General features: G+C 39.0%; 28 protein-coding genes. 10 read left to right on the forward strand and 18 right to left on the reverse strand.

Annotated features, from left to right (window positions below; genetic code table 11):
* The first annotated feature begins 78 nt into the window (after window positions 1–78).
* Both O3611_RS02715 and xerS read left to right on the forward strand, forming a co-directional pair.
* Window positions 79–960 (forward strand): GIY-YIG nuclease family protein, encoded by an 882-nt coding sequence (locus O3611_RS02715; RefSeq protein ID WP_371607737.1) that lies wholly within the window; start codon window positions 79–81, stop codon window positions 958–960.
* 360 nt (window positions 961–1320) lie between these two features.
* A complete protein-coding gene (gene xerS, locus O3611_RS02720) occupies window positions 1321–2391 on the forward strand; it encodes a tyrosine recombinase XerS (protein ID WP_075231344.1) in 1071 nt (356 codons plus the stop codon).
* A 67-nt stretch (window positions 2392–2458) separates the two neighbouring features.
* Here xerS and O3611_RS02725 read toward each other — a convergent pair whose 3' ends face one another.
* The 15 genes from O3611_RS02725 to O3611_RS02795 form a co-directional block, all read right to left on the reverse strand.
* Window positions 2459–3448, reverse strand: coding sequence for a lipoate--protein ligase (locus tag O3611_RS02725; protein ID WP_075231345.1), 990 nt, complete (start codon window positions 3446–3448; stop codon window positions 2459–2461).
* A 58-nt stretch (window positions 3449–3506) separates the two neighbouring features.
* Entirely contained in the window at window positions 3507–5210 is a 1704-nt protein-coding gene (gene lpdA / locus O3611_RS02730) for a dihydrolipoyl dehydrogenase (protein WP_075231346.1), read from the reverse strand.
* A 39-nt stretch (window positions 5211–5249) separates the two neighbouring features.
* Window positions 5250–6293, reverse strand: a complete 1044-nt coding sequence (locus O3611_RS02735) for a dihydrolipoamide acetyltransferase (protein ID WP_075231347.1) — start codon at window positions 6291–6293, stop codon at window positions 5250–5252.
* 215 nt (window positions 6294–6508) lie between these two features.
* Window positions 6509–7501: an alpha-ketoacid dehydrogenase subunit beta gene (locus tag O3611_RS02740; RefSeq protein WP_371607738.1), complete on the reverse strand. Its 993-nt coding sequence runs from the start codon at window positions 7499–7501 to the stop codon at window positions 6509–6511.
* Window positions 7502–7517: 16 nt separating this feature from the next.
* Window positions 7518–8486 (reverse strand): thiamine pyrophosphate-dependent dehydrogenase E1 component subunit alpha, encoded by a 969-nt coding sequence (locus O3611_RS02745; protein ID WP_371607739.1) that lies wholly within the window; start codon window positions 8484–8486, stop codon window positions 7518–7520.
* Window positions 8487–8665: 179 nt separating this feature from the next.
* Window positions 8666–10006 carry an MATE family efflux transporter gene (locus O3611_RS02750; RefSeq protein ID WP_371607740.1) on the reverse strand — a complete coding sequence of 447 codons (1341 nt, stop codon included), beginning with the start codon at window positions 10004–10006 and terminating at the stop codon, window positions 8666–8668.
* 2 nt (window positions 10007–10008) lie between these two features.
* A complete protein-coding gene (locus O3611_RS02755) occupies window positions 10009–10278 on the reverse strand; it encodes a hypothetical protein (protein ID WP_371607741.1) in 270 nt (89 codons plus the stop codon).
* A 10-nt stretch (window positions 10279–10288) separates the two neighbouring features.
* Window positions 10289–11560 (reverse strand): dihydroorotase, encoded by a 1272-nt coding sequence (locus O3611_RS02760; protein WP_371607742.1) that lies wholly within the window; start codon window positions 11558–11560, stop codon window positions 10289–10291.
* A gap of 12 nt (window positions 11561–11572) precedes the next feature.
* Complete coding sequence (locus O3611_RS02765; protein WP_371607743.1) at window positions 11573–12037, reverse strand: NUDIX domain-containing protein; 465 nt, start codon at window positions 12035–12037, stop codon at window positions 11573–11575.
* Window positions 12038–12046: 9 nt separating this feature from the next.
* Window positions 12047–12700 carry a uracil-DNA glycosylase gene (locus O3611_RS02770; protein ID WP_371607744.1) on the reverse strand — a complete coding sequence of 218 codons (654 nt, stop codon included), beginning with the start codon at window positions 12698–12700 and terminating at the stop codon, window positions 12047–12049.
* A 61-nt stretch (window positions 12701–12761) separates the two neighbouring features.
* Complete coding sequence (locus tag O3611_RS02775; protein ID WP_371607745.1) at window positions 12762–13454, reverse strand: YjjG family noncanonical pyrimidine nucleotidase; 693 nt, start codon at window positions 13452–13454, stop codon at window positions 12762–12764.
* Between the two features lie 251 nt (window positions 13455–13705).
* Window positions 13706–14680 carry a phosphate acetyltransferase gene (gene pta / locus O3611_RS02780; RefSeq protein ID WP_371607746.1) on the reverse strand — a complete coding sequence of 325 codons (975 nt, stop codon included), beginning with the start codon at window positions 14678–14680 and terminating at the stop codon, window positions 13706–13708.
* 15 nt (window positions 14681–14695) lie between these two features.
* Window positions 14696–15595 carry an RluA family pseudouridine synthase gene (locus O3611_RS02785; RefSeq protein ID WP_371607747.1) on the reverse strand — a complete coding sequence of 300 codons (900 nt, stop codon included), beginning with the start codon at window positions 15593–15595 and terminating at the stop codon, window positions 14696–14698.
* A complete protein-coding gene (locus tag O3611_RS02790) occupies window positions 15592–16410 on the reverse strand; it encodes an NAD kinase (RefSeq protein WP_371607748.1) in 819 nt (272 codons plus the stop codon). Before O3611_RS02790 ends, O3611_RS02785 begins: the two co-directional genes overlap by 4 nt.
* Window positions 16394–17065: a GTP pyrophosphokinase family protein gene (locus tag O3611_RS02795; protein WP_000627444.1), complete on the reverse strand. Its 672-nt coding sequence runs from the start codon at window positions 17063–17065 to the stop codon at window positions 16394–16396. Before O3611_RS02795 ends, O3611_RS02790 begins: the two co-directional genes overlap by 17 nt.
* 134 nt (window positions 17066–17199) lie before the next feature.
* Between O3611_RS02795 and O3611_RS02800 the strand changes: the two genes are divergently transcribed.
* The 7 genes from O3611_RS02800 (at window position 17200) to O3611_RS02830 (ending at window position 21974) form a co-directional block, all read left to right on the forward strand.
* Window positions 17200–17769, forward strand: coding sequence for a CYTH domain-containing protein (locus tag O3611_RS02800; RefSeq protein WP_371607749.1), 570 nt, complete (start codon window positions 17200–17202; stop codon window positions 17767–17769).
* A 124-nt stretch (window positions 17770–17893) separates the two neighbouring features.
* On the forward strand, window positions 17894–18838 hold the full coding sequence (locus tag O3611_RS02805; RefSeq protein ID WP_045762947.1) for a ribose-phosphate diphosphokinase: 945 nt from the start codon (window positions 17894–17896) through the stop codon (window positions 18836–18838).
* Between the two features lie 15 nt (window positions 18839–18853).
* On the forward strand, window positions 18854–19969 hold the full coding sequence (locus O3611_RS02810) for a cysteine desulfurase family protein (RefSeq protein ID WP_371607750.1): 1116 nt from the start codon (window positions 18854–18856) through the stop codon (window positions 19967–19969).
* A gap of 4 nt (window positions 19970–19973) precedes the next feature.
* Window positions 19974–20321: a DUF1831 domain-containing protein gene (locus O3611_RS02815; RefSeq protein WP_075230512.1), complete on the forward strand. Its 348-nt coding sequence runs from the start codon at window positions 19974–19976 to the stop codon at window positions 20319–20321.
* A 9-nt stretch (window positions 20322–20330) separates the two neighbouring features.
* Window positions 20331–20546, forward strand: a complete 216-nt coding sequence (locus tag O3611_RS02820) for a DUF4649 family protein (protein ID WP_371607751.1) — start codon at window positions 20331–20333, stop codon at window positions 20544–20546.
* 81 nt (window positions 20547–20627) lie between these two features.
* Complete coding sequence (locus O3611_RS02825) at window positions 20628–21269, forward strand: redox-sensing transcriptional repressor Rex (RefSeq protein WP_000660647.1); 642 nt, start codon at window positions 20628–20630, stop codon at window positions 21267–21269.
* A gap of 15 nt (window positions 21270–21284) precedes the next feature.
* Window positions 21285–21974: a gamma-glutamyl-gamma-aminobutyrate hydrolase family protein gene (locus O3611_RS02830; RefSeq protein WP_371607752.1), complete on the forward strand. Its 690-nt coding sequence runs from the start codon at window positions 21285–21287 to the stop codon at window positions 21972–21974.
* 23 nt (window positions 21975–21997) lie between these two features.
* Here O3611_RS02830 and radC read toward each other — a convergent pair whose 3' ends face one another.
* A complete protein-coding gene (gene radC, locus O3611_RS02835; protein ID WP_311522272.1) occupies window positions 21998–22678 on the reverse strand; it encodes a DNA repair protein RadC in 681 nt (226 codons plus the stop codon).
* A 63-nt stretch (window positions 22679–22741) separates the two neighbouring features.
* Complete coding sequence (locus O3611_RS02840) at window positions 22742–24022, reverse strand: O-acetylhomoserine aminocarboxypropyltransferase/cysteine synthase family protein (RefSeq protein WP_371607753.1); 1281 nt, start codon at window positions 24020–24022, stop codon at window positions 22742–22744.
* Window positions 24023–24240: 218 nt separating this feature from the next.
* Here O3611_RS02840 and O3611_RS02845 point away from each other — a divergent pair, with 218 nt between their 5' ends.
* Window positions 24241–24936, forward strand: a complete 696-nt coding sequence (locus O3611_RS02845; protein WP_371607754.1) for a VIT family protein — start codon at window positions 24241–24243, stop codon at window positions 24934–24936.
* 212 nt (window positions 24937–25148) lie between these two features.
* Here the strand turns inward: O3611_RS02845 and O3611_RS02850 are convergent, their stop codons facing one another.
* A complete protein-coding gene (locus tag O3611_RS02850) occupies window positions 25149–25421 on the reverse strand; it encodes a PspC domain-containing protein (RefSeq protein WP_371607755.1) in 273 nt (90 codons plus the stop codon).
* Window positions 25422–25436: the final 15 nt, after the last annotated feature.

Genomic DNA, 25436 nt, shown 5'->3' on the forward strand with positions numbered 1-25436 from the left:
TAGCTAGAGAGCACACAACAATTTGAATCGTAGGATCTATAAAGTAAGTAGTTAACTACAAATTGAAAGGAATTTAAAATGGAAACAGTAGTATTGCAAGAAATCTTAAACATTCAAAACCCAGAAGATTTTTACGTAAAATTAGATAAAATCGATCAATTTGGAATTGATACGAAAAGCCTTTATATTAATGACCAACCAAAATTATTGGAACAAATGGGGTATCTCTATGACACTTTGCGTAAGACTGATACACCTCATTGGTCCTATGTAATGGACCGCCCTTATACCATTCACTTAATCCCATATGACGAAGCTAATAAATTGTGGCTCTTTGTAGGAGCTTACTCTCAAAGCGGTACTTACCAACAAACGTATGAAGACCGTGTAACGACTTATTACAAGTTGAATTTAGCTCCTGAGCACAGTAAGTTGAAAGGCCGTTTAATTGTTAAATTTGAGCGTCCTGACAGTTCACAACATGTACGAATTGGTTTGGAAACAGCTACAGCAAAAGGATTTATGCTACACTCTATTTTAGAGCGTGAGATTTCAAGTGTTGAATTTCAAAATTATCGAAATGTTCGTTTGACTTACCAAGAGTTGAAGAGCATTATTAAAAATCAAAATCCAACATGGAAAACAGCTTTGTCTCATTTGAATGCTATTTATCTACAGACAGACACTAAGACTGGAAAACAGTACGTAGGTTCTGCTTACGGACAAAACAAACTTTGGGGTCGTTGGACAGAGTATGTTGAAACCTACCATGGTGGAAATAAGGCCTTGAAAGAACTCTTTGAAAAGGAGGGTGCAAGTTATTTTGAAGCTTACTTTACTTATACGCTTCTAGAAGTTCTTCCAAGCGACAATAAAGAAATTGGAAATACAGTAATCAGTCGCGAATCTTGGTGGAAAATTGCTCTTCAAACTCGTGAATTTGGATATAACTGTAATTAAATGCGAATACGTGTTCTACAATTTATGTTATATAAAAAGGAAAATGTAACAAAATAAATAAAACAAAACACGTTCTGAACTGCACTCCAAAAGTTAGACAGAAAAAAATTAACTTTTGGAGTGTTTTATTATCAAATTAACTTATGAAGATAAAGTTAAAATATATAAATTGAGAAAGCAAGGAGATAGCTTTAGATGGCTTTCAAATTACAGCGAATAATAATTGAGGCACAAACAAAGTAGTTTATTTGATATAGTATAAATTATCTCCCCTATAACATCTTTCCGAAAAACTATAATTTTCTTGAAAAATATAACTAGCTATGCTATACTACTAGTATAGAATATTTGGAGAAAAACATGAAACGCGAGATCTTATTAGAACGGATTGATAAACTCAAACAAGTTATGCCCTGGTACGTTCTGGAATACTACCAATCAAAATTGGCCGTTCCCTACAGTTTTACGACATTGTACGAATACTTAAAGGAATACGATCGATTTTTCACCTGGGTTTTGGAATCTGGTATATCGGATGCTGATACTATGGCAAATATTCCTTTGGATGTTCTGGAGAACATGACCAAGAAAGACATGGAATCTTTTATTCTTTACTTACGTGAACGTCCTTTGCTTAATGCTAATACAACTAAAAATGGTGTCTCCCAAACAACCATTAACCGTACTTTATCAGCTCTTTCTAGTCTTTATAAGTATTTAACTGAGGAAGTTGAAAACGAGCAAGGGGAACCTTATTTCTATCGTAATGTCATGAAGAAGGTTGCTACCAAGAAAAAGAAAGAAACCTTGGCTGCACGGGCTGAGAATATCAAGCAAAAACTCTTTTTAGGTGATGAAACAGAAGGTTTTCTGACTTATATCGACCAAGAGTACCCACAACAACTCTCAAATCGTGCTCTATCATCGTTTAAAAAAAATAAGGAACGTGATTTGGCCATTATCGCCCTTCTCTTGGCATCTGGTGTCCGTTTATCTGAAGCTGTTAACCTAGACCTTCGTGACCTCAATCTTAAGATGATGGTCATTGACGTCACTCGAAAAGGTGGGAAACGCGATTCGGTAAATGTAGCCGCCTTTGCTAAGCCTTATCTGGAGCAATATCTTGCTATTCGAGACAAACGTTATAAGACAGAAAGGACTGATACAGCTCTCTTTCTGACCTTGTATCGAGGTGTTCCAAACCGTATCGATACTTCTAGTGTTGAAAAGATGGTGGCCAAGTATTCGGAAGACTTTAAAGTCCGCGTAACTCCCCACAAACTACGCCATACGCTTGCAACACGTCTATATGATGCAACCAAATCACAAGTTTTGGTAAGTCATCAACTTGGACATGCAAGCACACAAGTAACTGACTTGTATACACATATCGTTAATGATGAGCAGAAAAATGCCTTGGATAGTTTATAAGATACATAATATAAATTATGTACATAATTCTTGCAAAAAAGAAGCTGGGAAAAACCAACTTCTTTTTTTATTCAACAACAGCTTCAGCAATTTCTTCTGCAGTTATTCCTGCGAAGTAACGGCCTAAGTTAATGGTTTCTAGGGCTTTAAGAACGTCTTCGCGTTCGTATTTGACACCACGAAGGACATCTTCTACAGCTGCTACATCTTCGATACCGAAGAAGTCACCATAAATCTTAATGTCTTGAATTTTTGACTCAATAACATTCGCAAAGATTTCAACTTTACCGCTTGGGAATTTAGTTCCACGACGGACATTGTATTCAGGTGATTTCCCATAGTTCCAGTCCCAAGTTCCAAACTTAGTTTCTTTGATACGATTGATTTCAGCCAATTCTTTCTCAGAAAAAACGTATTCAGTCATCTCAGGGTATTCTTTTTTCATGTATTCCAAGAGTAAATCACGGAATTCTTCAACAGTGATCTTTTCTGGCAACTCATCGATAATATTAGTTACTCGAGCACGGACTGATTTAACCCCTTTTGATTCAAACTTATCTTTAGACACTTTAAGTGCGTTAGCTAGGACTGACAAATCCACGTCAAAGAGAAGACAACCATGGTGCATGATACGTCCGTTGATATAGGCTTGCGCATTTCCACAGAATTTCTTACCATCGATTTCCAAGTCATTACGACCTGTAAATTCAGCTTTAACACCAAGTTCAGCCAAGGTATTGATTACCGGAGTAGAGAAGCTCTTGAAGTCAAAGGCCTTGTTTTCATCTTCTTTTGAAATGATGGTATAGTTAAGGTTGTTCAAATCATGGTAAACAGCTCCACCACCACTGATCCGACGGACTACTTCAATACCGTTATCGCGTACATAATCACGATTGATTTCTTCGATAGTGTTCTGGTGACGACCGACAATGATAGATGGTTTATTAATCCAAAGAAGGAAGATTTGATCCTCATCCAAAAGGTGTTTAAAGGCATATTCTTCCAAGGCGATATTAAAAGCAGTGTCGTTTGAATGATTGATAATGTATTTCATAAGATACCTTCTAATACGATAGAGACTGGAAAATAATTCCAGTCTAGTCTATCTATTTTTATTTTTTCTTAGGTGAATGGATAGCCATTCCAAGAACATCAGCAAATGCTTCGTACATAACTTCAGAGTATGTTGGGTGACCGTGGATTGTCTTAAGCATTTCTTCTACAGTGATTTCCATTTCGATGATGCTTGACGCTTCATTGATCAATTCTGCAGCTGCAGGACCAATGATGTGGACTCCGAGGATTTCACCATATTTCTTATCGGCAATGACTTTAACAAATCCTTGAGCAGCATCTGATGCAATTGCACGTCCGTTTGCGGCAAAGTTGAATTTACCGATTTGGACATCGTATTTCTCACGAGCTTGTTCTTCAGTCAAACCAACTGCTGCTACTTCTGGAAGTGTATAGATAGCTGCAGGAGTCAAGTTCAATTTGGCAACAGCGTGGTTTCCTTTAAGGGCATTTTCAGCAGCAACTTCACCCATACGGAAGGCAGCATGTGCCAACATCTTAGTACCGTTGATATCACCTGGTGCATAAATACCAGGAACAGAAGTTTCCATGTACTCGTTAACCTTGATACGACCACGGTCTAACTCAAACTCAACTTCTCCGATTCCTTCAAGGTCTGGAACACGACCGATTGAAAGAAGTGCTTTATTTGCGATGATATCATCTTTGCCTTCAACTTTGATACGGAGTTTGCCATCTTCTTCAATGATTTCTTGAAGTTTAGTACCTGTCAAGATAGTCATACCTTTGCGTTCAAGAATCAAGCGAAGGTTCTTAGATACTTCCGCATCCATTGCTGGAACAATACGATCCATCATTTCGATAACAGTAACTTTTGAACCAAATGTCATGAAGGCTTGGCCAAGCTCGATACCGACAACTCCACCACCAATGATAACGAGACTTTCTGGTACTTCGTTCATTTCAAGGATGTCATCACTAGTCATCACAAGAGATGATTCCATACCAGGAACGTTAATTTTGCTTACTTTTGAACCACCAGCAAGGATAATCTTCTTAGTTTCAAGCAATTCAGAACCATTTACCAAGACATTCTTATCTTTAGTAATAGTACCGATACCTTTATGAACATCAACTCCATAGCTACGAAGAAGTCCTGCAACACCACCTACAAGGGTATTGACAACTTTAGATTTTGTTTCTAAAAGTTTCTCCATATCAACTGTGAAATTAGGATTTTCAATTACGATACCACGATTTGCTGCATGACCGATATTCTCGATAATTTCGGCGTTGTGAAGGTAAGTCTTAGTTGGGATACATCCACGGTTCAAACAAGTTCCACCAAGTTCAGATTTCTCAACAAGAGCAACCTTACCACCTAATTGAGCTGCTTTAATGGCAGAAACATAACCAGCAGGTCCACCACCAATAACAACGATATCATAAGCATCATCGCTCTTACCATCATCGTTCGAAGCACTTGCTGCAGGTGCTGGGCTAGCTTCTGGTGCAGATCCTCCAGCTGTTGGGATATTTTCCCCTTCTTCACCAAGATAACCGATAACTTCAGTAACAGGAACAGTCTCGCCGTCCCCTTTCAGGATAGCGATCAAGTAACCGTCTTCTTCTGCTTCCAATTCCATGCTGACTTTGTCAGTCATGATTTCCAAAAGGATTTCTCCTTCTTTTACAAATTCTCCGACTTTTTTATTCCATTGGACGATTTGTCCTTCTGTCATATCCACGCCGGCTTTTGGCATAATTACTTCTAAGGCCATATCTTACTTCCTTTATCTATATTTCTAAAAATAAATTCTCTAAACCAACATTGAGATTGGGTTTTCAATTAAAGCTTTCAAGTCTTTCATAAACTTAGCACCAGCCATACCATCTACGACACGGTGGTCAATTGTTAAACCAAGACTCATAATTGGACGAATCACGATTTCACCATTTACTACAACAGGTTTCTCAATTGTTGAGCTAACCCCAAGGATTGCTGAGTTAGGTTGATTGATGATTGGACCGAATGATTGAACACCAAACATCCCCAAGTTACTGATGGTGAAGGTTGAGTTTTGCAATTCGCTAGGAGCCAGTTTACCATCCAAAGTACGTCCGATAACATCTTTGAAGGCAACTACCAACTCAGACAAGCTCATTTTTTCAGCATTATAAACAACTGGCGTCATCAAACCATTATCCATTCCAACAGCCATCGCAAGGTTGACATAGTTGTGAGTGATAATTGTCTTACCATCTTCAGTTAATGACGCATTGATGTATGGGTGTTTCATAAGAGTCTTAACAACCGCAAGTGAAAGCAAGTCTGTAACAGTAATTTTCTTGCCAGTTGCTTCCATGATTGGATCAAGAACTTTCTTACGAAGTGCAAGCATTTCAGACATATCAACATCGTAGTTAAGCGTAAAGGTTGGGGCAGTCAAGTATGACTCAACCATACGTTGAGCAATAACCTTACGCATAGGAGTCATCGGAATGCGTTCGATTTCTCCATAAGGAGTTACGTTATCTGGAACTTCTTCTACTTTCTCGATTTGAGCAGGTGACTTGATTGTTTCGTTTTCAATATTTTCCGGAAGGAAAGCTAAAACATCCTTCTTCATAATCTTGCCACGATGACCAGTTCCTTGGATTTCCTGCCAAGCAATGTTATGTTCAAGGGCAATTCGTTTTGCAAGTGGTGAAATGCGAACCACATTAGTGTCTTTAAATGTTTCCACGTCTTCTTTGTGGACACGACCGTTTGCGCCTGAGCCAGAAATATCGTAGAGATTTATCCCTAAATCATCCGCTAATTTTCTAGCTGCAGGAGTCGCTCTTAGCTTATCATCAGCCATGACCTCTCCTATTCTATTTATGATGCAAAGGGCGTTTAAAAGCGACTGAAAAATAGGAAATCTACGCAGACTTCGATGAAGTCAAGGAGATTTATCTTTTTTCCGAGCTTTTAGCCCGTGCTCTAATCTAAGATATCAAGAACGCAGAGAACTCTGCACCTAAAAGATACAAAGCTTCTCGTCTAATTAATTTTTTACATAATTTATATTATGTATTATTGTTTGTTGTGAGTTTTACGGATTGCATCTTTGATGCTTTCAACTGTCGGAATCATTGCATTTTCAAGATTTTGTGCGTAAGGCATTGGCACATCTTCCCCTGCGCAGCGACGAATTGGCGCATCCAAGTAGTCAAATGCTTCAGATTCTGAGATAATAGCTGAAATTTCACCGATAAAACCACTTGTCTTGTGGGCATCGTTGACAAGAACTACTTTTCCAGTCTTCTTAACTGAATTAATGATGATGTCTTTATCAAGTGGAACCAAAGTACGTGGGTCAACTACCTCTACTGAAATCCCTTCTTCAGCCAATTCTTCAGCTGCTTGCATGACACGACGAAGCATTTTACCGTATGTTACTACTGTTACATCAGTTCCTTCGCGTTTGATTTCTCCGACACCAAGTGGGATAGTATAGTCTGGATCAACAGGAACTTCACCTTTTTGGTTAAATTCTGATTTGTATTCAAGAATGATAACAGGATTGTTGTCACGGATAGAAGACTTAAGAAGTCCCTTCATATCAGCTGGTGTACCTGGAGCTACAACCTTCAATCCTGGGATATGAGTAAACCAAGATTCCAATGATTGTGAGTGCTGAGCTGCAGAACCTACTCCGTTACCAGCGGCACAGCGGATTGTAATAGACACTTGACCTTTACCACCAAACATGTAACGAGTTTTAGCTGCTTGGTTGACGATATTATCCATGGCAATAACAGAAAAGTCCATGAAAGTCATGTCAACGATTGGGCGAAGTCCAGTCATAGCAGCACCAGCAGCTGCTCCAGAAATCGCTGCTTCGGAAATCGGACAGTCACGTACACGTTCTGGTCCAAATTCTTCAAGCATACCTACAGATGTACCAAAGTCTCCACCGAAGACACCGACATCTTCACCCATCAAGAGTACATTTTCATCGCGACGCATTTCCTCAGACATTGCAAGGATAATGGTATCGCGGAAAGACATTAATTTTGTTTCCATATTTCTCTACTTCTCCTTAGTCTGCGTAAATATCTTCAAAAGCTGATTCTAGTGGAGGGAATGGACTTTCTTCTGCAAACTTAACAGATGCTTCCACTGCTTCCTTAACTTGCGCTTGAATTTCTTCGAGCTCTTCTGCACTAGCAATATTATTTTCAACAAGGTACTTGCGCAGGTTCTCGATTGGATCTTTTTCCTTCCACATATCGACTTCTTCACGTGTACGATATTTACCAGGGTCTGATGATGAGTGACCAAGCCAACGATAGGTTACACTTTCGATTAAGACAGGGCCTTTACCAGAACGAACATGGTCAACTGCTTTCTTAAATCCTTCGTAGACATCGATAACATTGTTACCGTCTTCGATAAACATTCCAGGAATACCGTAAGCTGCGCTACGCTCGTGGATATGCTTGACATTTGTCATTTTCTTGATGTCAGCAGAGATTCCATAACCGTTATTGATACAGTAGAAAATAACTGGTAGATTCCAAATTGAAGCCATATTAACAGCCTCGTGGAATACACCTTCATTTGTCGCGCCATCCCCAAAGAAGCAAACAACAATCTTACCAGTGTTTTTCATTTGTTGAGTAAGGGCTGCACCTACTGCGATTCCCATACCACCACCGACGATACCGTTAGCACCAAGGTTTCCTGCATCTAGGTCGGCGATATGCATAGATCCACCTTTACCTTTACAAGTTCCTGTGTATTTACCAAGGATCTCAGCCATCATCCCATTAAGGTCGATTCCTTTAGCAATGGCTTGTCCGTGACCACGGTGGTTTGAGGTTATGAGGTCATCTTCGTTTAGAGCTAACATAGCCCCAACGTTGGCAGCTTCCTCACCAACAGAAAAGTGCGTCATACCGGGCACTTTACCTTTTTTTACTAATTGAGCAATTTTTAAGTCCATACGACGAATTTCTTCCATCTTACGGAACATCTCAAGCAAAAGATTTTTATCTAAAGTTGACATAATCTTGCCTTTCTAAGTTTAATTTCTTATAGTTCTATTTTACTGTATATGTTAATTTGTGTCAAAAAATATGCCTGCAATTTTTCACAATATACAAAAAGAAAAGTCAGTAAAACCAAGACTTTTCTTTATATAAAATACAAATTTCACAAGTTATTTTTTCATTATTTTTCAACAAATTATTTGAATCTTTTCATAATAACTTGTAAACGCCACTGATAAAGAATTCCACTTACCATTAAACTAATGATGAGAGCAATCCAATAGGAGTACGCACCTAAACTAGTCGAATAATCAAGATATAACCCAAGCGGAATCCCAACACCCCAGTATCCAAGAAGACCAAGGCAAAAAGGAACAATCGTATCCTTGTAACCTCTTAAAATCCCTTGCAAAGGTGCCGCAAAGGTATCAGCTAACTGGAAGAACAAGCTATAGGTCATAAAAGAAGCTGTCAGTTGGATAAATTCTGGATCTTGACCATATAATCTGGCTACATTTTCACGATAGATATAGAGAAAACTAAGTGTTAAAACTGCAAACACCATAGCTGTTAAACGACCAATATGGATATACTGTTTAGCATCATCTAACCGTTTAGCTCCTACCTCATAAGAAATCACAATAGCCATAGCAGTTGAAATACTCATAGGAAAAGCATACATCAGATTTGAAAAATTCATAGCTGACTGATGACTGGCAATAATAAGAGATGAGAATTTCGCCATAATCAAACCAACAACTGAAAAAATGGCTACTTCAGCAAATACCGTCCCACCAATTGGTAGACCAAGATAAATAGCTTCCTTGATTTTTTTGATTTGTAGGGGCATAGGTTTTTGGAGTTGATATTCCTTGAGCTTTTTATGCTTTAACAAGACCAAAATCGAAATCAGCAACAAAGCCCAGTAGGCAAGGGAAGTTCCCAGACCTGCTCCTGCACCTCCTAACTCAGGAAAACCAAAAGCTCCATAAATCAATACATAGTTGAAACCACTATTTAAGGGTAGCAAGAGGAGCATGAGATACATAGACAATTTTGTCAGTCCTAGCGTATCAAGTAGCGATCGAATAACACTAAAAAGCAAGAGAGGAATAATACCGATGGCTAAGAGCCACAGATAACGTATGGCAACGCTGGATACAGCCACTTCCAGTCCCATGAATTGTAACACAATTGGTGCTAAAAAGAAAACCAAGCCAAAAAGTACGATAGATAAGGCTAAAGCCAAATAAAGAAATTGATAAAAATCCGAAGAAACTTCTTTCTTTTTTCCTTGTCCCAAATGGTGACCAATAATAGGGACCAAGGCTGAGACGATTCCAGTCAAAAAGGTAAAGAAAGGATTCCATAAACTAGTTGCAATTGAAACACCCGCTAGATCGAGAGTATTATATTGGCCTGTCATCGTGGTATCGACAAAAGATGCGGAATAATTAGCGAATTGATAAATTAAAATAGGGAAGAAAATTTTTAAAAATAAGATGATTTTGTCTTTAATAGTTTCTGTTGAATGCATACCTACTCTTTCTGCTCCTTTGCATCCAAGCCAAAAAGCTTTAAGCCGTATTTTCTCAAGCTCAAAGGTGGATTACTAGTTTTTGATGTCGTGTGCCAGCAATTACATGAGGCGCAATAATAGCTTCTAACCAAGCCACCATTATCATACTCTACAGCATGATCAGCTTTTTCCTTGGTTTCATACTGAATTTTAGCACGGTTAGCGGCTTGACAATATACTCCATGGCAAGCATTTCGTTTACGATTTCTAAGTTTACGAAAATAATTCATCCTCAAGCTCCTAATCTGCTTGATAAACGATTTGTCCCATACAGATAGTATATTTAACCTGCCCTTTTAATTGTTCACCAATAAATGGAGAATTAGCTGATTTAGAAGCAAAATGCGTATCAACGATTCGGTCAGCTTTATCATCGAAAATTGTAATATCAGCTGGGCCGTTTTCAGCCAAATATCCTGCTTCAAAATTATACAATTTGGCAGGGTTTACTGTCATTTTTTCTAATAATTCCATCAGGGTTAGCTCACCAGCTTCGACTAAGTAAGTTAAACCGAGTGACAAAGAAGTTTCTAAACCTGTCATACCTGATGGAGCTTTGGTAATATCCTCAACATTTTTTTCGTCAGCATGGTGAGGCGCGTGGTCAGTAGCAATGACAGAAATGACTCCAGATTTAAGTCCTTCAATAACTGCACGACGGTCAGACTCCAGACGAAGAGGTGGATTCATCTTAGCGTTACTTCCTTTAGTCAAAAGAAGAGTTTCAGTCTTAGAAAAATGCTGGGGTGCTACTTCTGCAGTTACGTTTGCTCCCATATTTTGAGCGAACTCCACAACCTTAACACTTTCTTCCTTGGATAAGTGCTGGATATGAACATGGGCTTTTGTTGCATAGGCAATCATGACATCACGTGCAATCATTGCATACTCTGCAACCCCTGTAGCGCCACAAATATGGAAGTGTTCTTTAGCAATATTTTCATTAAAACCTAGCGTACCATTCAGACCAGGATCTTCTTCGTGCAGACTGATAAAGGTGTTGAGTTTTTTAGCCTCTTCCATGGCTTCCTTGACAACTTTACTTCTTTCAAGTGGAATTCCGTCATCAGAAAAACCAACAGCTCCAGCTTCTAAAAGCGACTTAAAGTCTGTCAAACCTTGGCCATTAAAGTTCTTGGTAATCGTTGCTACAGTCTTGACATTGATTTTTTCCTTAGCTGCCGACTGAAGGACTTCTTGTAAGGTTTCTACGTCAGAGATCGTTGGATTAGTATTAGCCATCATAACGACAGTTGTAAATCCACCTGCAGCTGCTGCTAGTGCTCCCGTATGAATGTCTTCTTTATGAGTTTGACCAGGTTCACGGAAATGAACATGGATATCCACCAATCCAGGCGCAACTACAAGACCAGTAGCATCTATTACTTGAACTCCCTCAACATCGATTCGAGGAGCGATTTTAACGATTTTTCCATTTTCAACTAAAATATCACTGACTTGATCCAAACCAGACTTGGGATCCATTACACGGCCGTTTTTAATTAGTAGCATCTGCTTTCTCCCTTATTCATAGAAATCCACTTGGGTATCCAATAACTTATCACCATCATAGACAAACTTGGCTGAAAAGAAAGGCTTATCCTCTAAGAGCCACTCGACAAAGGTATGGTCTCCTTCCCAAGTCGGTTTGCTTAAAACTTCATCATAAGGAACCCATTCTAAGGTCCCTTCATTACAGTCAATCAATTCTCCTTCGAATTCTGTCACCTTAAAGACGTAGGTGTACCAGTCCAAGTCCGGTGTGAACTCAGGAAAGGTGATCACTCCTTTTAATACTGGTTTTGCTTTTAGACCAGTTTCTTCTAAAATCTCACGAGCAGCACATTCTTGTGGTGTTTCCCCACGTTCAATCTTTCCACCAACACCAATCCATTTCCCTGCATGGACATCATTAGGCTTTTTATTGCGATGAAGCATGAGCAATTCTTTTCCATTATCAATGTAGCAAATTGTCGCTAACTGAGGCATATTCTCTCCTTATCTAAGCCAATCGATTGGCTCTTGTCCTGTATCTTCTAAAAAAGCATTGGCCTTGGAAAAAGGCTTGGAACCCCAAAATCCTCTGTAAACAGATAAAGGACTGGGATGGGCTGATTCGATAATCAAGTGATGAGGATTGGTAATTAAGGACTTCTTCTTACGTGCGTAAGCTCCCCATAGTACAAAGACCACTGGTCTATCTAGATGATTGACCACCTGAATCACAGCATCAGTAAAAGGCTCCCATATTTGACCAGCATGACCATTGGCCTGTCCAGCAGGAACAGTCAAGCAAGCATTGAGAAGTAAGACTCCTTGCTCAGCCCAAGCCGTCAAATCATGGGATTTCTTAACACCAATGTCATCTGACAATTCCTTCAAGATATTTTGCAAGGATGGCGGAGCTGGGATAGAGTCAGGAACAGAAAAACTCAAGCCCTGCGCTTGACCTGGCCCGTGATAGGGGTCTTGCCCTAAAATCACCACCTTAACTTCTTCAAGCGGTGTAGTCAAGAGAGCCTGAAAAACCTTTTTCTTAGGTGGATAAACAGTTCCCTGAGCATAGACCTGCTCCATAAACTGATTGATTTTCGCAAAATAACCTTCAGGTAATTGCTCCTTAATCAAAGCATGCCAAGACGAGTGTTCCATAGCCGACTCCTTCGTTTTTACTGCCTCTATTATAGCAAAAAGTGGCTATGGAAACCACTTTTTACAGTTTATCTAAGCAATCCAGCAAGTCTTGATAAGAATGGACTTCGTAAGTCGGCCGGTCTTGTGTGTGATTTTCGAGGTGATGAGGATTGTACCAGATAGTGTCAATCTCAGAATTATTGCCACCTTGGATATCGGCGGTTAGAGAATCTCCAATCATCAGCGCCTTTGCTTTGCTAAATCCAGCAATCTGCTGACCAATTTTTTCATAAAAGAGAGCATCAGGCTTTTGTGTTTGCAACTGTTCAGAGATAAATACTTGATTGAAATAGGGAGCCAGACCTGATTGAGCCAAACGACTCGTTTGAATAGCAGTTATCCCATTTGTCGCAGCATACAGCTCATAATCACGCTCAATGAGACTGTCCAAAAGTTCATGAGCGCCTGAAAAAGTTTGTCCCAGTTGAGCGAGGTAAAATTGGTAACGCTGGGCTAGAAAACTACCGTCTTTTTCCTGTCCAAAATGAGCAAATAAACGAGAAAAGCGCGTGTTAACGAGCTCTTGTTTACTGATTTTCTTTTGCTCCAAATCCTTCCAAAGGGCTTTGTTCATGGGCACATAATAATCTTTGTAAGTTTGGATATCCTCAACTCCTTCTTCAGCGAGTAGAAAGTCTAAAGCCACATCCTCAGCAGCATCAAAATCAAGCAAAGTGTGGTCGAGGTCGAAAAGTAAATACTTATATTTCAAATTAAAATACTCCTTTCTGAACATTAAGTGAGTAAAAAAATAAATAGTCATTCAAAAGATTGCAGAAGCTAATTTCTATAGAACTGGCAGTATTGACTATGTTTCCAACCAATTCTTTGGGTATCTATAGGTTTGATCTATAAACTTCACCGAGTATTAACAAAAGCCGATATTCCTATCACCTTTTAATAACCAGTTTGAATTCTTCCTATTGAAAAGCTCCTTTAACAGAAAAGGAGCTATCTTGTATTTTACTGGTGTACAGCTTGTGCTGCTGTGATTAGTGTAAGTTTGAAGACGTCATCTGAGTTACATCCACGAGAAAGGTCATTAACTGGTTTGTTCAAACCTTGCAATACTGGACCAACTGCTGCAAAGCCACCGAGACGTTCTGCCATCTTGTAGCCAATATTTCCTGCTTCGATACCTGGGAAGATAAAGACGTTTGCTTGTCCAGCAACCTTGCTTCCTGGTGCCTTAAGAGCAGCTGTTTCTGGAACGAAGGCAGCATCAAATTGCAATTCCCCATCAATTTCAAGGTCAGGACGAAGATCATGAGCAATCTTAGTTGCTTCAACAACTTTATCTACGCTTTCACCAAAACCAGAACCTTTAGTTGAATAGCTTAGCATAGCAATTTTTGGTTCGATACCGAACATTTTAGCTGTAATTGCAGAGTTAATCGCAATCTCTGCCAAAGCTTCAGCATCAGGATTGATATTGATGGCACAGTCACCAAAGAGGTAACGTTCAGTACCACGAACCATGAGGAAGGCACCTGAAGTACGGCTAACATTCGGACGAGTCTTGATAATTTGAAGAGCTGGGCGAACAGTTGCCGCAGTAGAGTGAATAGCTCCTGAAACCATACCATCGACTAAGCCCATGTATACCAACATAACACCAAAATAGTTAACGTCATTGATGAGCACTTCTCTCGCTTCCTCTTCAGTCATTTTTCCTTTACGACGTTCTACAAGTGATGCTACCATGTCTTCGAATTGAGGGTAGTGTGCAGGATCAATCACTTCATAACCATCCATAATTCCTTCGATTTCAAGATAGATTTTAATTTTGTCAGGGTTTCCTAGTAGGACAGGAATAACTTCTGTTTCTTTTACGATGCGTTTTGTTGCTTGAAGAATACGTGGTTCTTCACCTTCAGGCAAGACAATACGTGCATTTTTACCAACTAGGTTGGCTTTTAAACTTTCAAAAACTTCCATGAGTTTTTACTCCTTTTAAGATAAATTATTATTTGATAACTGAGTAATAAGGGTGTTGAAATCATCCGGCAGTGGACTTTCCATCTCCAACTGCCCTTCAAGAAAAGGATGATAAAACGATAAGTAATGGCAATGCAGAGCTTGACGCTCTATGCCATGTTCAAGACTACCACCATAGAGATCATCGCCAAGCAAAGGGAAACCGATATGGGAGAAATGAACACGAATCTGGTGTGTCCTTCCCGTATGTAGTCGAATATCAACTAGATGAATATTGCCATAAGACTGCACTATTCGATAGGAAGTATGGGCATATTTACCACCTTTTGCCACTCGTCTAGTAATGATTGAATCTTCATCACGGGCAATCGGGGCAATGATTTCACCTTGAGGTTCCAGAAAACCATCTCCTTTAACGAGTGCAAAATAGCGCTTTTCAATGGCTTTCTTTTGCAACTGCTTGTCTAGTCTAGCATGAGCATAACCATGTTTAGCAAAAAGCATGAGACCCGAAGTATCTCGATCTAGTCTGGTTACAATGTGAACCTGCTGATTTTCATAGTTCTGTTTCACATAGTAGCCCTTGATAAAGTTAGCAATGGTATTGGAATGATTGACACTAGGAATCGAGGCCACACCAAAGGGTTTGTTTAAAATCAAGAAATGATCATCTTCAAACAGAATATCCAGTGGATAATCTATTGCTTCCAGTGTCTCGAAACCTTCCTCAGGAGGAATGTCGATGACAACCACATCTCCTATATCCAAGAGATAGGTTGCATTTTGTGGATGACCGTTTACGCGAATATCTCCACCTCGAAACTTGATTTTGGCTAGCAAACCTTTAGAGACTTCATGCTTTTTTAAAAAGGTCTTTACCTTGATGTGTTCGTCAGCAATGAACTCAAATCTCATTCATCCACCTCACCAATAAAGGCATCTTTGACACGATTCCAAAAACTGGTATGACTTGGAGTTGCGACAAAGTGGATCTTGTGGTGGTCAATCTGGTACTCTATTCGCTCAATATTACGGAAGGAGTAAACACTATTGTCAACTGAAATGGTATGATAGTCATTGCGAGTCGGTATCAACTCAATCTTATCCTTCTTAGGTACAATGATTGACGAACCGAGAGTCCTATAGACACGATTGTTCAAACTTGCAATCTCTGTCAATTGTAGAGCTTCGATAGTGTGATGTAATACAGCCCCCCCAAGAGATTTATTATAAGCTGTACTACCAGTTGGTGTCGAGACGGTCAAACCATCTCCCCGAAAGCGTTCAAAGGGTACATGATTGATGACAACATCCGCTACCATGGTTCTGTCAGTTCTCCGAATGCTTGCTTCGTTCAAGGCACGGAAAATTTTCACTTCTCCATTTTCCAAAAATATCTTTACATTTAACAGTGGATAAGACACACGAGCCCCAGTATCCAACTGTAAATTAGTAAGCAGTTGATCTAGTTCAAAATCACGGTAATCCGTATAGAAACCTAAATGACCTGTGTGAACACCAACGAAGCGAACCTTATCCAGCTGGTCTTCATACTTGTGAAAAGCAGACAAAAGCATCCCATCCCCACCTATGGAAATCACGATATCGGGATGTTTATCATTTAATATAAAGTTATTCTTTTTTAGTCGATCTCTTAATTCATATAAGACTCGTTGACTTTGAGGTTTGCGATTAGCGATTAGATCGATTCGTTTACCTGTATTCTTCATCGGTATCGTCACTATTACCTACCCCGTCATTTAACTTTCTATGCAATGGATCAAAGAGTGCCTGTGCTTCCTGGATATCATCACGAATTTTACTCATTTCTTCATCCAATTGGTGAGAGATTCTTGCTGTGATTTCCAAGCGTTTCTTAATTTCTTCTGGAAAATCCCCTTGATATTTATAATTGAGAGAATGCTCGATGGTAGCCCAGAAATTCATAGCCAAAGTACGAATCTGAATCTCCACCAGAATCGTTCTTGCCCCATTGATCGTATCAACTGTATACTCAATAATCAAATGGTAAGAACGATAGCCTGAAGCCTTTCGATGAGTAATGTAGTCACGTTCTTGTACCACTCTCATATCTTGCCTCTTACGAAGGATGGCAACAACCTCGCTCACGTCATCTACAAATTGAACCATGACGCGTAAACCTGCAATATCTTGCAAGTCCTGTTCCAACGTATCGTATCCAATCCCTCGACGAGCCATTTTTTCTTTTATACTTTCGATCGGTTTGACTCGACCAGTTACAAACTCAATTGGAGAATGTTTATTTTGTTTGCGGTATTGTTTTCGAATACCTCGGAGTTTTATCTTCAGCTCTCCGACAGCCTGAATGTAAGGATCTAAAAATTCTTCCCATTCTGTAATCATATATCTTTTTCATCCAATTCTCTATACACTTCGATTTATCTAGTTTTTGATTTTCTAGGAAAAATCTTATACAATAAATACAATGCTTATTATACCATACAATCGCTTTCAAAGATAAGGAAAAAGTAAAAAAAATGAAACATTTAGAAATTGAAATGAAAACACTTCTAAACAAGGATGAATATCAAAGATTGCAGGAGCACTTTTCAGGAGTCACACCTATTACACAAAGAAATTACTACCTAGACACGCCTGATTTTTACCTTCGCCAACATAAAATCGCTATGCGCATTCGTACTTTTGAAAATAGCGCTGAATTGACCATAAAAATCCCACAAAAAGTCGGAAATATGGAGTATAATCAAGGTCTCAGCCTTGAGGAAGCAAACCATTGTCTTAAAGAATGTAAACTTCCACAAGGAATGATTCTTGACGAATTGACTAGCCGTGGACTTTCAACCAATGGCTGGGTAGTTTTAGGTTGCCTAACTACTGTTCGCTACGAAAAGCAAACTCCGATCGGACTCATGGCACTTGATCAAAGCCAATACTTTGATATTGTTGACTATGAGCTTGAATTAGAAGTGGAAGATGGCAACCAAGGTAGTCTTGATTTCCAAGAATTTTTACAAGCCAATGAAATCCATTACAAAAAAGCTCCTTCAAAATTGGTTCGTTTTATAGAAAATATGAAAAAATACTGAAATAATCTTCTTTTTTTGATAAAATAAAAGGGATGAAAAATAATAGAATCTGTTGTAGAGAGCATTTATCACTAAAAGTGTTTCACTACAGCGATTCACTTAGTTTAAAGAGGACGGTTTATCGATGTCAGATACAAAAAACATGAAACTTTTCGCACTATCTTCCAACCAGGAAATTGCTCAAAGAATCGCAGATGCTGCAGGTGTTCCACTTGGAAAAGTATCTTCACGCCAATTTTCAGATGGTGAAATCCAAGTTAACATCGAAGAAAGTGTTCGTGGATATGATGTTTATATCATCCAATCAACTAGTTATCCAGTAAATAACCACTTGATGGAACTCTTGATTATGGTTGATGCTTGTGTTCGCGCTAGTGCAAATACCATTAACGTTGTACTTCCATACTTCGGCTACGCTCGCCAAGACCGTATCGCTTCTTCACGCGAACCACTTACTGCAAAACTGGTTGCAAATATGCTGGTCAAAGCTGGAGTTAGTCGTGTATTGACTCTTGACCTCCATGCCGTTCAGGTTCAAGGATTCTTTGACATTCCTGTAGATAACCTCTATACTATCCCACTTTTTGCAAAACATTACTGCGATAAAGGTTTAACTGGTTCAGATGTGGTTGTTGTTAGTCCTAAAAACTCTGGTGTAAAACGTGCGCGTAGTCTTGCAGAATATCTTGATGCTCCGATTGCTATCATTGATTATGCACAAGATGATTCTGAACGTAGCCAAGGTTACATTATCGGGGAGGTTGAAGGTAAGAAAGCAATCTTAATCGATGACATTCTGAACACTGGCCGTACCTTCTCTGAAGCTGCTAAAATTTTGGAACGCGATGGTGCTACTGAAATCTACGCGGTTTCAAGTCATGGACTATTCGTTAACGGTGCTGCAGAGTTATTAGATGCAACAAATATTAAGGAAATCTTGGTTACAGATTCTGTTTTGACAGAAAGTAGAAAACCTAAAAACGTGCAATACATCACTGCTAGCGAATTGATTGGTGATGCTATGGTTCGTATTCACGAAAGAAAACCAGTTAGTCCACTATTTAAATAGAAATTAGGTGAGTTTTTGATTTATTTGGATAATGCTGCAACGACTCCGATGTCTTCAGTAGCTATCTCAGCAATGACTCAAGTCATGCAAGAAACTTATGGCAACCCTTCTAGTATTCATGGACATGGGCGCCAAGCAGGTAAACTATTACGAGAAGCTCGTCAAGAACTAGCAAGTTTACTAGGAACAAAGCCACAACATATATTCTTTACCACTGGTGGTACTGAAAGCAATAATACTGCTATCATCGGCTACTGCCTTCGCCATCAAAATCGTGGAAAGCACATTATCACTACTGCGATTGAGCACCATGCTGTTCTAGAACCCATCAAATACTTGGTTGAAAATTTCGGTTTTGAAGTGACTATTTTACAGCCTGAAAATCAAGAAATTACTGCAGACCAGGTCAAAAATGCACTGCGTGAAGATACCATTCTTGTTTCTACTATGTTTGCAAACAATGAAACTGGTACACTTTTACCTATTGCTGAAATTGGGGAAGTTCTAAAAAATCATCCAGCCGTCTATCATGTCGATGCGGTTCAGGCAGTTGGTAAATTAGAGATTCTTCCCGAAAAATTGGGAATTGATTTTCTTAGCGCTTCTGCACACAAATTTTATGGTCCAAAAGGAGTTGGTTTTCTCTATGCTGCATCTACAGATTTTGACTCCTACCTTCATGGTGGCGATCAAGAGCAGAAAAAAAGAGCAGGAACAGAAAATCTTCCTGCCATTGTGGGAATGGTAGCAGCTTTAAAGGATGATCTTGAAAACCAAGAACAAAACTTTAAAAAGGTTCAAAAACTAAAAGAAACATTCTTAAAGGAAATTGCTGGAACAGACTATTACCTCAACCAAGGAAAAGACCAGCTACCTTATGTCCTTAATATTGGATTCCCAGGTCAACGTAATGATCTACTACTCCTTCGTCTAGATCTTGAAGGTATTTCTATTTCAACTGGCTCTGCTTGTACCGCAGGTGTCGTTCAGGTTAGTCATGTTCTTCAGGCTTTCTACGGTGAAGACTCTCCTCGCTTACACGAATCCGTTCGCATCAGCATTTCACCTCAAAATACAGAGCAAGAAATAATCACTCTCGCACAAACTCTAAAAGAAATCATTGGAGGTTAACTCAATGGCATTCGAAAAAACCATTAGTCTTAAAAATTGCCGTTATAATTACACACTTAGCCCAACCGTCAAAAAGTTCACTCTAAAAGATAACACTTTTTTTGAAACTAAGGTTGGTAACTATGAACTAACGCGTCTTCTTGAAAAAGTTCCAAATAGTGGGGAAGGTTTCCAACTTAAGATTATCATCAACAAAGACTTAACAGGTGCAAAAATCAACATCACTGATAAATTTGGTCTACGTTTAGTCGATATCTTTAAGTCAGAAGAAACTCATATCCACCAAGAGAAATTTTACTTCTTGATGGATAGTCTTGTTGAACGTGATGTCTTTACTAAAAGCGAAAGATAGAAGGCAATCATGTTTCGATTAATTTACAAAGATACCTATCAAGTCGATCGCGTTTTAGAATACGAAGATTATGAAGCACTCATGCTATCACTTTCAGGCTGTGTGACTCTTCCAGATACTACTGTTATTACTTCTCTGACCTATAATGGAAAAGAAATCTATCAGGGGCTTCTGGGAAATCTCTATCGTTTTCTATCTCACTATGATTTTACAAAGATAAGCTAAGATTTTTCTTAGTTTTTTCTTATTTTTGTTGATTTTTTCACAATCTTTCTATAAAATAGTATTTAGAAAGGTTGTGATTTTGTGAAAGAAAAACAGTCTGCTATTCCAAAAGCAACAGCAAAGAGACTTTCTCTTTATTATCGTATCTTTAAAAGGTTTCATGCAGAAAAAATTGAAAGAGCCAACTCAAAACAAATTGCCGAGGCCATTGGTATTGACTCTGCTACTGTTAGACGAGATTTTTCCTACTTTGGTGAACTTGGTCGCCGTGGATTTGGCTACGATGTCAAAAAACTAATGACGTTTTTTGCTGATCTTCTAAATGATAATTCTATTACAAATGTTATGTTGGTGGGTATTGGTAATATGGGGCATGCACTCCTTCACTACCGTTTCCACGAACGAAACAAAATGAAAATCATTATGGCTTTTGATTTGGATGATCATCCTGAAGTTGGGACGAAAACCCCTGATGGAATCCCAATTTATGGAATTTCCCAAATCAAGGATAAAATAAAGAATGCAGATGTTAAAACTGCAATCTTAACTGTACCGAGTGTCAAGTCACAAGAAGTAGCTAATCTCCTTGTAGAAGCAGGTATTAAAGGAATTTTAAGCTTTTCACCCGTTCATCTCCAACTACCAAAAGATGTGGTGGCTCAATATGTGGATTTAACTAGTGAATTGCAAACTCTCCTCTATTTCATGAGAAAAGAGGATTAGAAAGCGAAAGCATTTATGAAAAAACCAGTTATTGGGATTACAGGAAACGAAAAAGCTCATCCTGATGATGAGCTGATGATGAGCTATGCTGCAAAGGGCTTTGTTGAAGGAGTCAAGGAAGCTGGGGGAATTCCCATTATCCTACCAATTGGTGATCAAGAAATGGCCAGTTACTACATTGGCTTGATTGATAAACTCATTTTAACTGGTGGACAAAATGTCGATCCAAAGTTCTATGGTGAATCTAAAACGATCGATAGCGATGACTACCACCTTCAGAGAGATATTTTTGAGCTAGCTCTTATAAAAGAAGCCATTAAACAGAAGAAACCGATTTTTTCTGTTTGTCGAGGCACCCAGCTCTTTAATGTGGCTATGGGAGGAACTCTTTATCAAGATATTGAAGACCATTGGCAGGATACTTCAGCCGAGTATACAACTCAACGTTTAGTCACCGAGCCTGATACTATTCTTCGAGATATCTATGGAGAAATCTCCCATATCAACTCTTTCCACCATCAGAGTATTAAGGACCTAGCTCCAAATCTCAAGGTTGTAGCTCATGATCCTAAAGATGGAATTATCGAGGCTGTTACAACAACGGATGGTTTCCCTTACCTCGGTGTTCAATGGCATCCAGAATTTCTCTTTGAAAATCGTCCCAAAGATAAAACACTTTTCGACTATGTCATCAATGAATTGTAAAACCTGTATCATATACAGGTTTTTTATACCAGATCCGTCTTCTCACGGTAACTAAAATAATCGGAATGTGAGACGATAAGATGATCCAATAAGACCAAACCCATTAATTCGCATGCTTCTTTGACAAGCTTCGTAACATGGTCATCATTTCTACTCGGCATGACAGCACCAGATGGATGATTATGAACCAGTATCACAGATGTTGCCATATGCTTTAAAGCATAGTGGAGAATTTCCCGTGGTTCAGCAATACTTCTAGTAGCTGAACCGATAAAAATGGTTTGCTGATGAATGATTTGATTTTGTGTATTCAGATAGAGCGCCACCAGGTGCTCTTGTTTTTTATCTCCCAGCTCAGCTTGCATCTTTTTAGCCAACTTTTGACTACTGAGAATACTCTCTGCCTCAATGGTTTCTTGTTTATGAATACGATGGCCCAGTTCAATCATGGCTTGCAATTCAATAGCTTTCACTCTACCGATACCTGATAATCCCTGTAGTTCTTGTAGGGTCATTTTTTTCAAATCAGTTAAGCAACTTAATTGATTCAATACTTTTTGAGCGATTTCAAAAACGGTAGATTGACGTGTCCCCGTTCTGAGTAAAATAGCTAGTAATTCCTGATTGCTCAGAGCTCCCACTCCTTCTGTCACCAGCCGTTCTCTTGGCAAGAGTGAATCTTCTTGAAATGAAATACTATACATAAAAATCCTCCTCACTTTATTATTCGTGAGAAGGATTTATAATTCGATAAAAACTAGTTATTTTTAGATTTTTTCAAGAGCAAAACGCAAATCTTCAATCAAATCATCAACATTTTCAAGACCAATTGATAGACGGATTTGATTTTTAGTTACCCCTGCTGCTTCTAGATCTGAGTCAGACAACTGGGCATGAGTGGTAGTTGCTGGATGAACTACCAATGATTTAGCATCTGCTACATTGGCTAAGTTTGAAAAGATTTCCAAGTTGTCAATCACCTTACGTGCTTCTGCTTCTCCACCTTTAACGTGGAAAGTAAAGATTGAACCAACACCTTTTGGTAAATATTTCTCCGCCAAGGCATGGTAAGGGCTTTCAGCTAATTTTGGATAGTTAACTTTTTCAACTTTTGGATGGTTAACAAGGAAATCAACGATTTTTTCAGCATTTTGAACGTGGCGTTCAACACGTAGAGAAAGTGTTTCAAGACCTTGCAAGAGCAAGAATGAGTTAAATGGTGACAGAGCTGCACCAGTGTCACGTAGCAATTGAACACGAAGGGCAACGATGAAGGCTGCTGCACCTACATCTCTAGTGTAGCTTAAATTATGGTAGCTTGGATCTTCATTGACAAATTGAGGGAACTTCCCTGAAGCTGCCCAATCAAACTTGCCGCCATCAACAATGACACCACCAATAGTTGTACCGTGTCCACCGATAAACTTAGTTGCTGAGTGAACCGCAATGTCAACACCATGAGAAAAAACATTAATGAGGTATGGTGTTGCAAAGGTATTGTCAGCAACCAAAGGAATCTGATGTTTATGAGCAATTTCAGCTATTTTTTCAATATCAGGAATGTTGATAACTGGATTACCCAAAGTCTCGATCAAAACAAGTTTGGTATTATCTTTAATAGCTGCTTCTACTTCTTCTAGATTATCGATATCAACAAAAGTTGTGGTGATTCCGTAACGAGGAAGGGTTTCTTTCAAAAGGTTAAAGGTTCCACCGTAGATAGTTGAAGCTGCAACAACATGGTCACCTGCGTGAGCTAGTCCAAGAATAGTATAAGTAAGAGCTGCCATTCCAGAAGCAGTTGCAAGTGCCCCTACTCCACCTTCAAGAGCTGCAATACGCTCTTCAAAGGCTGAAGTTGTTGGGTTAGTGATACGAGTATAGATATTACCAGCTTTTTGAAGGGCAAAAAGGTCTGCACCTTCTTGTGTATCTTCAAATACAAAGGAAGTTGTTTGGTAAATGGGTACAGCACGAGACTTGGTAGTAGCATCTACCACTTGTCCTGCATGCAATTGCAGAGTTTCAAATTTAAATTCACGAGTCATAGTCAGACCTCCAAAGATTTCATTAGGTTCATTGTATCACCTATTTCACTAGGTTACAAATACAACTTTGTTATATATTAGCATAAGCAATAGCTATGGCTATGCCTGATAGAGAAAAATAGCAACCTTTTATTAGAATTGTAGAACTTTTTTCAGATAGTTAAAAATGTTTGTTTTCACTTCTCCTATACTTTATACTAGATATAAAGGAGAATACTATGTCAGAAAATAAACATGAAATAGATACAAACTTTGCTGGTCGTTTAAATATTTTACGTGCTGGTGTTCTTGGAGCTAATGACGGGATTATTTCCATCGCTGGAGTCGTTATCGGTGTTGCCAGTGCAACCAGTAATATCTGGATAATCTTTCTCTCAGGTTTAGCCGCAATCCTTGCTGGTGCCTTTTCTATGGCTGGAGGTGAATATGTCTCTGTATCAACTCAAAAAGACACTGAAGAAGCCGCTGTAGCGCGTGAACAATTACTTTTGGATAAGGATACCGAAGCTGCAAAAAAATCCCTCTATGCAGCTTATCTTCAAAATGGTGAGTGTGAAACATCTGCTCAACTACTAACCAACAAAGCATTTCTTAAAAATCCTCTCAAGGCTTTGGTTGAGGAAAAATACGGAATCGAGTACGAAGAATTTACTAATCCTTGGCATGCTGCTGCATCTAGCTTTATTGCCTTCGTACTTGGTAGCCTACCACCAATGCTTTCGATTATTATTTTCCCAAGCGAATACAGAATTCCTGCTACTGTCTTTATCGTTGCGATTTCTCTATTGATTACAGGTTACACCAGTGCAAGACTCGGGAAAGCCCCAACCAAAACAGCTATGATTCGTAACCTTTGTATCGGTCTTTTAACCATGGGAATGACTTATCTATTGGGTCAATTGTTTAGTATTTAAAAAAGAGAGTGGGACAGAAATCAGTAATTCGTTAGAATTCGATTTCGTCGTCCCACCTCCGCACAGTTGAGTAGGGCTGTAAAAGCTGATGAAATCAGCGTAGTAAAGCCCACTCAACCACTGCGTCTTGCTCGGCAATCCAAAGACAATTGAGAGGCTAGGACTTTCGTCCCAGCCTCTTTTACTATCAAAATATAGACAGTTAATTTGATTTACCAAAACCAACCTTCGTCATCATTGATAGGTTTGGCTTCTTTGATCTTGCGTGGGCCTGTTCCATACATTTCAGCTTCGATATCTTCCTTTGTTGGTAGGATAGAAGCTAAGATAATGTAGATAATAATTCCGAGTCCAAAGTTTGCGATTGTAAAGATTGCAAAAAGGAAACGAACTAGGGTTACATCAAGATTCCACTTATCAGATAGACCTGCAAGAACACCTGATATCATGCGATTTCTTCTCATTTTATAAAATTTTGTATTCATAATTTATTCCTCTTT

This window comes from Streptococcus sp. 27098_8_91, assembly GCF_041432385.1.
In the GTDB taxonomy this organism is placed as follows: domain Bacteria; phylum Bacillota; class Bacilli; order Lactobacillales; family Streptococcaceae; genus Streptococcus.